The sequence below is a fragment of the Paenibacillus chartarius genome (assembly GCF_042432825.1).
Classification (GTDB): domain Bacteria; phylum Bacillota; class Bacilli; order Paenibacillales; family NBRC-103111; genus Gordoniibacillus; species Gordoniibacillus chartarius.
The window spans coordinates 15,476-28,982 of the sequence record NZ_JBHLWN010000001.1 but is presented as its reverse complement, the minus strand read 5'-3'; the positions used below and the strand labels follow the sequence as shown (position 1 = coordinate 28,982).

The window sequence follows — 13,507 nt, the reverse complement described above, 5'->3', positions numbered from 1 at the left end:
ATTTACCCTCCTCCCTTTCCGTCTCTATGCGTACGGAGCCGCACGGGCTCAAACAATCCATACGGCCGCAGCTTATACTCCGGCGAATAATCGGCGCCTTCCTTGCGGAATGAGGCCCAGCTTGTCGTCGACGGATCGGCGCCCGTGTGATGAAACGGTCCCAGCATGTTGCGGGGGCTTCCCATGACTTCGATCTCGATCCGGTTATCGCCGGGAAGCAGCAGCTCCGTCACGTCGAGCCCGTTCGCCGACCGCCACGGAATATGTCCCGCCGTAACGCCGTTCACCCGCACCTCCGCCGTAACGGCGGAATATTCGCCGACCTCCAGCACGGTTTTCGCGGCTTCCGCCCGCTTAGTCCGGACGTCGAAACCGTACACCATGCTGCCGCAATAATGAGGATATCCTTGCAGACACCAGTCTCCGTATTCGAGAGCTTCGGGTTCTGGGGTTATCGCCCGATCGGGACTGACGCCGAAATCCCCGATCAGATACACATCCTCCACTTCCATCCGGTTGTGATACCGGCAGCTGAGCGTCAGCTCGTTCGTGCCCGGCTTCAGACCGCCAGGGGGCAGCGGCACCTGATCGAAGGACCGGTCGAGAAACCAGCCGCTGGGAACGCTGGGGACCGCAGCTCCGTTGAGCTCGATGTCGTACAGCTCCGCCGACTCCACGACCAGGCAAACGTCCCGTTCGGGAACGACCTCCACATGAAATGTAAAATGGAATCGTACCGGCGTCCCGTTCCCCGGATGCGGCTCGTTAATCCACTTATACCTCTGTTCGATGCCGTTGCCGTAAATTTGCCTCATTCCGAGCGCTTCCCGGACCGCTCTTTGCGCCTGCCAAACATCCATTTCGCCGGAAAGCTCGCCGGCTGCGACCGCGTACCTGCACCGGTCCAGCGTCAGTACATTCGGCATCGTACGTATAAACCCGCTTGGCGTCAGCAGCTCCGTTGTCCGGTCAACGGTCCTGTCTTCCTCTTTGCCGCAATCGGCGGAGACGCTGCCGTCCGCCGGACTTTCCCGTTCCGGCGTCCAGATGTACAGCTTGGAATCGGCAGGACCGAAGTCGGCCCGGAACCGGGTTCGTCCGTCCCCGCAGACACAGGGTACGGACTTGACCTCGCCGGTCAACGCGGTCCATTCCTCCACGCTTCCTTCACCATCCAGCGAGATCGTCACCTGCTGTGCTGCATCGCGGTCGTTATTCACGACGAACAGCGTCCGCCCAAGCTCCGTCTCTTTGAGCAAATACAGCAGCGCCTCCGCTTGGCCGGCGTCGCCGGACTCGATGCCGACTCGTCGCGGCAAAATGCTCTCGAGCGCAGCGACCGCCTGCTCCGTGTTGCCGACGACCGTCATTCGGGGATGGCCGTACAGCTCGGCTAGCCGCTCCGACGGACGCCCTTCGAGCAGCGCCGGCGGAGGCCCGACGGCCACCGCCCGCCCTCCGGCGTCCAGGAAATCCTGAAGCAGCCGGAATGTGCTGGTCAGCATGGTTCGGATTGGCGGCAGCACGACGACCCGATATTCCGCCAAGTTTACGGCGATTGAGCTGCCCCGTACCTCCCCTGTCTCCGCCATAATCGTCTCGTCGCCGAGATCGAAATCGTAATGGGCTCTCAGCAGGCTGCCGAGGAACGCATTGAATTCGTGCCCGTACCGGTTTGTCATCGACACATCCCGGTCTTTGCCGCGGGCGGGAAAGCCGTACGGCCCGGTCCCGACCATGCACCACGCCGTCGAAGACGGATGCAGCACGAGCACGTCGCGGATCGGCTTGCCTTCCGTAAGTACAGCCGACAGTCTGGCGAAATAATCTTCAACGATACCGTTGTACTTCCACCAGCTGGTGTTGTAGTTAAACACCGGCGGATAGTCCCTCTTCCTGCAGCCTCTGATCGAGTAGAGCGCCAAGTGCTGGGAACGGAGCGTGACGCCCAGGACGAATTGAAAATCCCCGATCCACCGCTGCCCCTCGAACGTAAAGCCCCAGCCGGTGCAGCCGTACGTTTCGGTAAGCACCAGCGGTCTTCCGTACTGGTTCGCGACGGAGGTGCACTGCTTCACCGTGATGTACTCGCCGGTCTGCTCGTTCAGCATGTCGATGCCGGGAACATGCTGATAGCGGTAATTCGGCATCACCGCTCCGCACACCCGGGTGGCGGTACCCAGGTTGTTCTCCCACAAGTAGTGCCCGGTGAAGGCGAGGCCGTTCTCCTCGCACCACCGGCCGATCTGCATGGAGTACGCTTCGCTGAAACGCTCCGTAACCGTCCGCCAATAATCGTGGCGCGCCTGCGGCGACAGCTCGCCGTCAAAGAACAAATAAGGGATCAGGTCGAACAGCTCGTAGCCGCGTCTGCGCCGGAAATCATCGGGAAGCGACCAGCTCCACGGCAGCCATCCCCGGCCGTCCGTAAACCGGCAGTGGCGGTCGTGCACGCTCGGCTCGTCGGTGAACACGCCGCGGACGGTCGTGCCGAAATAGTCCCCGACTTCCCGCTTGTAGGCTTCGTATGTGATGTCGATAAACGCCCGCACCGTATCCGGATTAAGCTGATCCGGCGGCGCTTCGTTGTTGAACCATTCGCTTCGCCCGGATATTTCGACCCGGAACACCAGCAGCACTTCGTTGGGCTCAAGGGGAATCCGCACGCTTTCGCCGCTTTTATCCGCTGCCGTCGAAAGGCGCTCGCAGCTGAGCAAATTGCGTTCGTCAATGACCGCTTTGAATGCGGCCGCGGCATCGTCCGGAATCGTGACATTCCGGTCCCGGACGACTTCCAGCGTAAGCCCCTTGGCCCGGAACGCGTCGCCGCCTCTCGCCTGCACAAGTCCTCCGGCGAAGCCCGACGGCCAGCGGTCCTCATCGTAAAGCCACGCCTGCATGCCGAGCTCCGAGGCGGTCTCCACCGCAGCCCGGACAAGCCGCATCCATTCGCGGCCCATATACTCCGTTTCCAGCCCGTCCCGGGAATGGATGAAGAACCCGCCCATGCCCTTATCCTTCATCTGCCTGACTTGCCGGATCAGCTCCTCCTCCTGCAAGGCATCGTTCCAGGCCCAGAACGGCAGCGACCGGCAGGAAGCGGGCGGCTCGTCAAACCGTTGACGAAGCCGTTCTCTCGATCTTGCAGCCAACTGGATCCGCCTCCTTCCGGGTTTGCCATATCGAGACGCCCTTCGGCGGGAGCTCGATGTAGGTGCCGGCTGCGCCGGTCCCCCCCAGCAATTCGATGCGTTCCGCGCCGTCCGTCTGAAGCCTTTGCGTCTCATGACCGAAATTGAGCGCAAACGTGAAGCGCTCATCTTCTTGCTCCCGAACGGTCACTTCGACGCCGGGAGGCGCTTCGCAGACGGGCTTGATCCCTTTGCTCACGCAAAGCGCGGCCAGCCACTCCCGCACCAGCTTGGGGCTCGGATCCGCCGCCGCATACCAAGCTTCGCCGGATCCGTATCGATGACGGGTCAGCGCCGGCAGCCCTTTGTAATACTCGCTTCCGAACACCGCCATCGCTTCCGCGCCTTCCGGATGAACGACCTCGCAGAGCAGCCCGCATTCGTAAGAGCCGTAAAGCTTCCCCAGCTGCCGAACCATTACCATCGTGTTCATTTGTCCCGGATGAAGGGCGTCGACTTCCTCCACCCATATGCCAAGCAGCTTGCGGAGCTCGCCCGGATAACCGCCCGGGGTCACCCGATCGCTCTCGTTCACGATGCCGCTGTAGAACGTTGTAACGAATGTGCCGCCGTCCCGGACGAAAGCCTCCAGCTTGGCGGCGAGTCCTTCCTTCACCATATATAGAAGAGGGGCAATAATCAGATCGTACTGCCGCAGGTCCGCATGAACATGAACGAAGTCGACCGGAATTTGCCGCTCATAGAGGGCGTCGTAATATTTTTGCATCTGATCCAAGTATTTGAGCCTGGAGGTCGGTCCGCCGCCAAACTCGACGGCCCACCAGTTCTCCCAATCAAACAGAATGCCTACGCGGCTTCGAATGCGCGAGCCGATCAGCCCGCCGCCCAGCTTGTGCAGCTCGTTTCCGAGCTCCGCGCATTCCCGGAACACGCGCGTATGCTCGTGACCGGCATGATCGATCACCGCGCCGTGAAACTTCTCGTAAGCGCCGAGAGAACGGCGCAGCTGGAAGAACATGACGGACTCCGCTCCGCGGGCAATCGCCTGATAGCTTTGCAGCCTCATGTCGCCGGGCCGCTTGGCCGGATTGACCGGCTTCCAATTCAACACGCTCGGCGTGCTCTCCATCAGCATGAACGGCGCGCCGCCCTTCAAGCTCCGCATCAGATCGTAACGCAGAGCCATGTAGCTCGGTTTCGCGTCGTGCTCCGGATACATATCGAGCGCGATAATGTCCAAATGAGGAGCCCATTTAAAATAATCGAGCGGCTTGTAGGTGCCGTTGCCTTGAAAATTGGTCGTGACGACCGCTTCCGGAATGCTCTCCCGGATCGCGTCACGCTCTAACAAATAGCATTCCAGCCAGGAGTCCGAGTTGAACCGGTAATAATCCAGCGTAATGCCTTGAAAAGCCGTTTGTTCGCCTCCCCCCAGACCTTCGCTGAGTCCGCTGGGCAGGACGATTTCATTCCAGTCATAGAACGTATGTCCCCAAAACTTCGTGTACCAAGCTTCATTGAGCCGCTCCAGCGTGCCGTAGCGCCGGCGGAGCCATTCCCGGAACGCCTTCTCGCAGTTGTCGCAATAACAGCGGTTGCCGATTTCGTTATTCACATGCCACAGCAGCAGAGCCGGATGCCCCTTGTACCGCTCGGCCAGCTTCGCCGCCATCCGAGGAGCGAAACGGCGGAAGGTCGGGCTGTGCGGACAGGAATTGTGTCTTCTGCCGAACTTCCGCTTTTTCCCGTCATAGGTGACGGACAAAATATCCGGGTGCTTCTCCGCCATCCACGCCGGATGAGCAGCCGTGCTAGTTCCCATGCACGCGTATACGCCGCCGGCGTGCAGCTTATCCATCACCTCGTCCAGCCATTCGAACCGGTACGTCTCCTCATCGGGCTGATTCAACGCCCACGAGAACACGTTGACCGTAGCGATATCGATGCCGGCAAGACGAAACAGCCGCATGTCCTCATCCCATACTTCCTTTGGAAACTGCTCCGGATTATAGTCTCCGCCGAACAAGATTTTCGGGAACACCTTATCGTTCATAGACCATTCACCTCCAAGGGCTCGGGATGCATGCGATACAGCTGCATCGGCGATATATCTCTTGCGCAAAACGGCTTCATCCGTACTGCAAATTGCATCCGCTCCGGCTTCAGCAGGTATGTATCGAGAGGCGGCGCTTCGCCGCAGCTGTGATTGCCGATCGGCGCCTGCCGGTCATCCAGATTGACGAACGTACCGCTTTGCCTGATCAGATCAGTCGTATGCTTCGCATTCGTCACGTTGGCCATATCGTAATGAGAGGCGCTGAAGTCCAGCCTCGGCACGCCCCCGAAAAATAATCCGACGCCCACCGCATTCGTCACGGCGGCCCAGCGCGCATCGGCTTTGTTTCCGTTCTCCTGCGGCTTGATGTACGGTACCCACTGCTCCTGCACCGATCCGGCGTACACGCCGAGCTTTCCGCTTTGCTTCCGGTCGGTGTAGCATTCATGCGGTCCGAGACCGAACCAGTTCATCCGGTTGAACTCCCCGGGCATCGCCAGCTGCAGTCCGAGTCTGGGCAGGGGGGGAAGCGCATCCCGCCGGGGATCGAAGAGAACGGAAACGACCATGTCGCCGGTTCCGTACACGTCGTACCTCACGACCGACGAGAAGACGACACCGAGCCCTGCCGCACCAAGTACGGCCTGCGCTTCGACGGTTACGGCCCCTTCGTGCGCCTTACGCACGGTCAGTCCGGTCAAGCGCTGCTGCAGCGCATCGTAGCCGGCCTTCTTCCATTCTTTCGACTGGCGGGAATCGTTGTCGATCGTCGCCCGCCACACATTCACCTTAGGGCCTGCGGTTAGCAGCGGGATACCGCCAAATTCGAACGCACTCATCGCACCGCTGTCCTTCCGGAAGCGAGCGGTGAAATCGGTGCCGATCACGCGAACCTCCGTCTCCGTCTCCTCCGATCGCAGCTTGGGCATCGCCGCCGTCTTAATGTGCGGGGCCGCCGGAGGCTTGACCGGGAGCGGCACATCGGCCCAAGCGATCTCATGGCCCTGCGGCGCCCAGAGCGTTGCATCCCGCCCCGTGAAGCGGATATGCAGCCAGCATTCGCCACAGCACCGATCCGGCACATCGCCGAGCGGAATCGTCAGCTCCTTGCGGCCTCCGGGCGGCACATCGAGCGCCGGCAGCTCGCCCTGCTTCACGACTTCCCCGTCGCACCATACACTCCAAGTTCCCGCCAAGTGCTCCAGATTCAAGAAATCGTAGCGGTTCTCCAGCACGACCGTTCCCGCCTGGCCGTCGACCGGAAATACCTTAACGGGCTCGAACACCTTCTTCGCTTCCAGAATGGACGCTTTGAGCTGCCGGTCCGGGAACAGCAGTCCGTCGATGCAGAAGTGGCCGCTGTGCGGACGGTCGCCGAAGTCTCCTCCGTAAGCGAACCATTCCGTACCGTCCTCCGTTCGCTGCCGGATGCCGAGATCCGCCCATTCCCAAATCAAGCCGCCCAGCAGGCGCGGATAGCGGTAGACGGCGTCCCAGTATTCCTGCAGATTGCCGACCGAATTGCCCATCGCATGGGCGAACTCGCACATGAGGAACGGTCTCGGATCGTCGGTCTTCTCTCCTTCCGCAATCAGCGCATCCAAGGAAGGATACATGCAGCTGACGACATCGACGACCGGCGCGTCCTTGGCCCGTTCATAATGGATCGGCCGGGTCGGATCGGCCTCCCTCACCCACTCGGCCATGGCGTCATGGTTCGGTCCGTAGCCCGACTCGTTGCCGAGCGACCAGAGGATGACCGAAGGATGGTTCTTGTCGCGCTCCACCATATGGCGGGCTCTGTCCACGAACGCCTCTCTCCATGCCGGATCCTGCGCCAGATGGCTTTCATTGTCGATAAAATGGCAGCCATGCGTCTCCAAATCGGCTTCGTCGATGACGTACAGCCCATACCGGTCGCACAGGTCGAGCCATCTCGTATCGTTGGGATAATGCGAGCAGCGCACCGCGTTCATGTTGTGCCGCTTCATCAGCTCGATATCCCGGAGCATCGATTCCAGCGGAATCGCAAAGCCGAGATCGGGATGAAATTCGTTGCGGTTCGCACCTTTGAGAATGACCGGAGAGCCGTTGACCAGCAGCCTCCCGTCCCGCACGGCAATGTCGCGAAAACCGACGGAAACGCTTCCACATTGCCGCAGGTTTCCCGATTCGTCGAGCAGCGTCCACACGAGATTATATAAATATGGCGTTTCCGCCGACCATTTGCGGGGTGCCCGGACCGGAACACGCGTCACAAGCTCGGCTTCCGCATGCGCGTCCAGCGATTCCACACCGCCTGCTTCACCCTCATATACCGTGTTCCGCTCTTCGTCGAGAAGCGCGATGCGCACGCTGTGCCGGCCGGACGTGTGCCCGCTCCCGTTCTTGACGTTGATTCGGAAGCTGAGGCCGGCGTCCTCATACCGCTCGTCGAAGCTGGTCCGCACCTCGAAATCCCGAACGCGCACGTATGGAGCGGCCAGTACATAGACATCCCGGAAAATGCCGCTCAGCCGCCATTTGTCCTGGTCCTCCAAGTAGCTTCCGTCGCACCACTGATACACTTGTACAGCGATTGTATTTTCACCCGGATGAAGCAGCTCCGTAATGCAAAATTCGGAATGCAGATGGCTGCCCTGGGCGTAGCCTGCCGGCTGCCCGTTGACCCATACGTGAAAAGCGGAATCGACTCCCTCGAAGACGAGGAATATCGAATGCCGCTGCCAGGACTCCGGTACGGTAAAGCTTCTCCGGTAGCAGCCGACCGGATTGTCGCCGGGCACATGCGGAGGGTCGATCGGAAACGGATAGTAGCTGCTCGAATAGTGCGGACGGCCGTATCCCTGCATCTGCCAATTGCCGGGTACCGTAATCCGTCCCCAATCCCCGGTGCTGAAGCCGGGCTCGTAGAAGCGTTCGGGAGCCTGCGCCGCACTGTCCGCATACCGAAACGCCCAGCTCCCGTTCAGCGACATGAAATACGGGGAAGCCGCCCGCTCGCCGGCCAGCGCGGACTCCGCTTCTCCGTACGGGATAAAGCTTGCATGCGGAGCTTCCGTTCCCCGCCGCAGCACACTCAGATTCGCCCAATCCGGCATTTTCTTATCCTCCACCTGATCTTCCCTCCATCCGAATCGTTCATCCGGCCGCAGCCGCATCCCGGAACCTCAGCGCGTTGTGCAGCACAAGCGCAACGACCCAGGACGGGTTCCACCGGTTGCTGTGTCCCCGATGGTTCCAATGGGTTTGAAAGAAACCTTCTCCTTGCTCGCCGATCACATCGAACCCCCACTCGCCGGGCTTCGTGCATATGCCTTGCCCGAGAGCGTCCCGAATCATCCGCCCCAAACGCTCATATTCCGCATTGCCGGTCAATCGGCCGTAATGCCAAAGCTCGAATGTCGGAAAGAAAACGTCCAGATGATGATTTTGCACGCTGACCCCCGGCCAGAAGGCGGCTTTAAAGCCGGCGTTGCGGAACGCCGAGCCGCGGTCGTACGCCGGGTTCCACAGGTAGACGAACGTGAGCAGCCAATCCGCCGCCAGATCCGCCCATTCCCGGTACCGTTCGTTCCCCGTAATCAGATACAATTCGTAAGCGGCCAGGAAGAAGTACATGCCCGCTTCCTTATCCTCGCACTTCGCGTCCAGCGTCGAGCGGGCGAACGGACGGTCGAACGTCTCCGCATGAAGCTCGTAATACCGCCGCATGGCCGCTTCGGCATGCGCAAGGCGCCGCTCTTCCCCTGTTAAGCGGTACAGCTTCGCCAGCGCGATGACGCACGGCAGGCCGGCGGCGGTGACGATCGACTCCGCCGGCGTGCCGTCCATCCGCCACGAAGGCGGGTAAATGCCCGACGGCAGCAGGCCCTCTTCCATCATCACCGCCGCTTCATTCAGCGCATTCAGCCAGCTGCCCGGAACTTCCCTTCCATTTGCCCGGAACAATGAAACGATCTCCGCCAGGTCGGCCATCGTCTCGCCGTAAGCACGGCTGGATACGACCGGCTGCCTGTTCCACTGGAAGTCGCTCCATTCCCCGTCCCTCAGCCGGTAAGAGCCGTGTCTGATTCCCGGTACACCGGCTGCGCTTTCGCGAACATAAAAATCGGCAGCCCTTGTGCAGCGCTCGATCCGCTCTTCCTCGCCAAGCCGGAAACCGAGATGCGCGTCGCACCACGCCAGCTTCAGGCATTGTCCCGTCCAGCCGTACATAAAGTGCAGCGGATGCTTGGATACGTTGCCGAAGGCGTTCGAATCGCTGAACTTTACATAACCCGCAGCGCCTCGCTCATCGGTTCTCCACCGATCGTCCAGCGCATTCGTTTTCAGCCGGATCATCTCGTCAAGAGCAAGCGGATTCGCTCCTTGGGGCTTGAACAGCGCGAGCCCTGTACGGACCGCCTCGCGATAACCGCGGCCCGCTGCGGTAGCAAGCCCGAAATCAAGCGCATAGCTCTTGGTCAGAGAAAACCCGGGCGGGAAATCCACATAGCCGCCGTCATACGGCTGCGTCCGGTTTTTCGCGATGCACACCGTATCTTTGCTGCCGTTGAACACCACCACGCCGCTGAAGGCCGCAACCGTCATCCGGCTCTCCTCCCGGATCGCCCCGAGCGACCCGTAATGCACCCGGCCCTCGCCGTCTTCCCAATAGGAGGGGATCGAGTATAAGGTAAAATAGCGCGTCCCTTCCCTTGGCGAAGCATCGTCGGGGTTATCGGCCGCATAAGGCCACTCCACGTTCACGCAAGGGATCGGCAGGCGGTGCTCCTCGCAGATGAAGGCTCCGCCAAGCCCCTCGCCCAATCTCGGAACGATGCGGTCCGGATCGGAGGACGGGTTGTTGTTGTAGATCATGTGGGGAATCGTGATCCTCTCCCCCGCACGTCTCGGCAAATCGAACAGCAGTCCTGCCGCCGCATCCTTCTGCGTCTCGCCGGTCCGGTTCGACCAAGTGACGTCGATGCGCAGCAGCCCCCGCTCATCAAAGCTCAGGCTTAGTGCCGCATGGAAGCTCCCCAGCCGGCAGCCGATGCGAATCCGCTCCGCTTCAGCCGTCACCTGAACCTCCTCTAGCCCGTTTCGGTTCAGCTGCCATGGTCTGCCTTCGGAGACGGTAAGCATATCCTCCAGCCGGCCGCTGAAATATGGAGCCGACTCGCCGGTACGATGCAAGACCAGCGTCATTTCCCCCGTAGCGTTCGTTAGATCTGCTCGTCGTTGCCGATCTCGGCTAACAATGGCGTACAAGCGCTGCACCCCCGATAACTGTGTACGATATCCAGAAGCAGCCGGTCCAGCGTCGGGTTCACGCCTACTCTGCCGGAGAGCGGCAGGCAAACGAAGAACATCTGCCCGCGGCCGACCGCCTTCACCGCGACCAGCGGCAGCTTCCGCTTCCCTTCGGCTCCTCCTTGCCGATCGTAGGCGAACACGAGCGGCTCCAATCCTTCTCCGGTCAGATGGCTGCCCGCTATCCCGTCGATCCGGTCCGTATGCAGATTGTAAAAATAAGCGAAATCGTCCGCCCGCAGCCACGGAAACCGGCTGCTTGCGTCACGTACGGCCAGCGCGTAAATATCCCGCAATTTGGCAGTGCCGACCGCCGTATCCTCCAGCTGCCACTCTCCGCCGTCGGCATGCTTCAGCACGCACAAGACGGTGGCCCCCTCCTTCGCTTCGTTTAGCAGGAAGGAGCGGTTCTGCACGAACGCTTCCCGCGAAGCGACGACCAGCGGCGCTCCTTGCGCGGAAGTCCCGTCGCTTCTCCTGCCTTGAAGCCCCAGCAGAGAGCACAGCAGCTCGGCTTCGGCATCGAAGCAAACGGCGTCGCGAGGACCGGCGGCAGACAGCGGTTTGGCAAACGCCTCGAAGCCGAATCGCTCCGCATTGATCGTGCGTCCGTCTCCGTCCTGCAAACAAGCGTCCACATACAGCTGCTTCCTGTCCGCCACTTGCGGGACGGACAAACGGACCGAGCCTGCATAAGCCGAGCTCGCCGCCGGCAGCTCCACCGGCAGCTCGTAGTGGCCGTAATCCCGGTTGTCGTCCCGCAGGGTGGCGACGATGCGGCACTGCTCGTAGCTAACCGCCGTATCGTTGAGCAGCCATGCCTCAACCTCCAGCGTCTCCCCTTCGTAAGCTTTCCATCTGTCGCATCTGAGGTTGACGCGCACCGGCTCCAGACACGCTTTATACGTAAAATACGCCGGTTTCGGGATGCGGTCCACGCCGACCAGAGCTTTCATCCAGCCGGCCGGCCAAGCGTCGATCAGCAGATGAATCGCGGTCGACACGATCCGGTCGGCCCGCCGCCGCCAAGCGTCCGTCATCAGCTTGGTCGCGAGCATTTGGTGATGCTGGCTGGCTTCGATCCAGTCGCGAATATTGCCCTGCTCGGCATACCAATCGCCATGAAGGCTAAACGTCTGTGCGCCGTGAATCAACCTCGGCTGCCAAGGCTCGCCCTCTTCCGCCGGCAGCCATTCCTGCGGATAACGGCTCTTCATCAGCTCCAGCCGGTCGAGCCCTTCGGTGCCGTACTCGCCGCAGCCGGCCTTCCACCCGTCGCGGATCGGCGGGAGGTAGCCCTTATACATTTTGCCGACGGAAATGACATTGTTCGTATACCACATGTTATAGCAATGAAAATCGGGTAAGCCCTCGCGGGTCGGCGGATTGTAATCGCCTTCCGCATTTTTGACGACGCGGTCGGGATTTTCCACATAAATGGCCTGTCTTGACGCTACGAAGAACGCTTCCAGCTCGCTGCGGTGCAGATGCCGGTGTCCTTTGCGCCGCTTCTCCGTCCGGGAGGGCTCATTGATCAGCGATACCATGATCGAGGACGGGTGGCTGCGGATCAGCCGTTCCATCTCGGCCGCCTGCCGGACGCCTTCGGCGAATTGGTTGCGGCGGATAAAGCCGAACGTAGGCAAATCGCACTGATGCATCATCCCGAGCATATCGAAATAGTCGTAAATTTCTTCCTGCACCGGCCGCTGCGTAATCCGGTAATAATTCATATGGGCCAGCTTCGCGATCAGGATATCGTCGATCAGCTGCTCGAAATTGCCTGTCATTACGCACTGCTGCAGATGTCCCATTTCGTTGGCGCCACGCAGCAAGATCGGACGGTTGTTCAAGTACAAGGTGCCTTTTGGCTCGCCTTCCTCGTCCATATGGAACTTCCTCATTCCGAAGACGCGGTCCTGGCTGTCCGCCTCCGGCGTTCCCGGCCGGAGGCCGATGCGCGCAGTGTACAACCACGGCTGCTCCGGCTCCCAGAGACGAAATTCCGGCAGCTCGGCTTTGTAACGGAAGTAGTTGATGCCGGGACCCGCATAGGCGACCTGAAACGTTAAGGGGCCTAACGACGGTCCAGTGAAATTTCTCGGCATGATGTCCAGCTGCAGCTCGAATTGCTCGATCAGGGAGCTCGTCGTATTGACCGCGTCGACCCATACCTCCACGCTGCCGTCATCGATATTCGGCCTTACGAATACGTCCTGAATGAACAGCTCGGGCCGCTGCTCCAAGTAGACGCTGTTGTAAATCCCCGCTCCCGGCGGGCAATGATTCCAGCCGCTGTTCGGATCGTCCCAGCCGGGACCGGTCGCCGCATAGATTTTATCGCCGTCCAGCTTTGTGCCGTTCACGCCGAGCATCGGATAATCGTTCTGAACCTCGACGACAAGCGTATTCGCGTCCTGCAAGTAGTCCGTAACGTCGAATTCGAACGGGGCGAAGAAGCCTTCATGACTGCCTACGCATTTATGATTCAAATAGACGGTCGTTTTGTAATCGACACCCTTGAAGACGAGATACACCCGCTTCCCTGCCGGAACGCGGCCGTAGGCAAATTGGCAGCGGTAAAATCCGGTCCATTTGCCGTTCTCTCCGGTAGGACCGCGAAAATCAGGGATCGTGACGGACTCCCAATCGCCGGCACCGTCCAGCACTCGGGTGAAATCGGCATCCTCGGGCGTTTGGTAGCGGAATTGAAACCGATCGCACGGCCTGCGGTCTCTGGACACTGCCGGAGCCGCCGCCGAATTAATCATGAACGGCGCATATTTCTCGCGTAGCCGCTTCAGCTCTTCGTGAAAGAGCGTCAGCTGCGCCTCATACGGCAGCTCGGATGCATCCGCAGCCTTATTCACGGATGGCCTGAAATACGATTTATTTACGATAACGGGAGGAATATCCCGCAGTTGTTCCGGATGTCCGGGATGCTCCCGGAACGCGATTTCCGCAAACTGGTCTTGCCCATTCGTAGCCCCCATGCGATCTC

General features: G+C 60.5%; 5 protein-coding genes. All 5 read right to left on the bottom strand.

Annotated features, from left to right (window positions below):
• Positions 1 to 2: 2 nt before the first annotated feature.
• The 5 genes from ACFFK0_RS00075 to ACFFK0_RS00055 are packed head-to-tail and all read right to left on the bottom strand — an operon-like array spanning position 3 to position 13,499.
• Positions 3 to 3,152, bottom strand: a complete 3,150-nt coding sequence (locus ACFFK0_RS00075; RefSeq protein WP_377467373.1) for a glycosyl hydrolase — start codon at positions 3,150 to 3,152, stop codon at positions 3 to 5.
• The gene (locus ACFFK0_RS00070) at positions 3,112 to 5,205 is read right to left on the bottom strand and encodes a beta-galactosidase (RefSeq protein WP_377467371.1); all 2,094 of its coding nucleotides are present in this window, start codon (positions 5,203 to 5,205) and stop codon (positions 3,112 to 3,114) included. Before ACFFK0_RS00070 ends, ACFFK0_RS00075 begins: the two co-directional genes overlap by 41 nt.
• Positions 5,202 to 8,324 (bottom strand): glycoside hydrolase family 2 TIM barrel-domain containing protein, encoded by a 3,123-nt coding sequence (locus ACFFK0_RS00065; protein WP_377467369.1) that lies wholly within the window; start codon positions 8,322 to 8,324, stop codon positions 5,202 to 5,204. The genes ACFFK0_RS00070 and ACFFK0_RS00065 overlap by 4 nt, the downstream gene beginning before the upstream one ends.
• A gap of 25 nt (positions 8,325 to 8,349) precedes the next feature.
• Positions 8,350 to 10,401 (bottom strand): glycoside hydrolase family 88 protein, encoded by a 2,052-nt coding sequence (locus ACFFK0_RS00060; protein WP_377467367.1) that lies wholly within the window; start codon positions 10,399 to 10,401, stop codon positions 8,350 to 8,352.
• 17 nt (positions 10,402 to 10,418) lie between these two features.
• Entirely contained in the window at positions 10,419 to 13,499 is a 3,081-nt protein-coding gene (locus ACFFK0_RS00055) for a glycoside hydrolase family 2 protein (RefSeq protein WP_377467365.1), read from the bottom strand.
• Positions 13,500 to 13,507: the final 8 nt, after the last annotated feature.

Coding starts and splice junctions, on each gene's coding strand:
- ACFFK0_RS00070 (WP_377467371.1), bottom strand. CDS start 5,205: ATGAACGATAAGGTGTTCCCGAAAATCTTGTTCGGCGGAGACTATAAT.
- ACFFK0_RS00060 (WP_377467367.1), bottom strand. CDS start 10,401: ATGACGCTGGTCTTGCATCGTACCGGCGAGTCGGCTCCATATTTCAGC.
- ACFFK0_RS00055 (WP_377467365.1), bottom strand. CDS start 13,499: ATGGGGGCTACGAATGGGCAAGACCAGTTTGCGGAAATCGCGTTCCGG.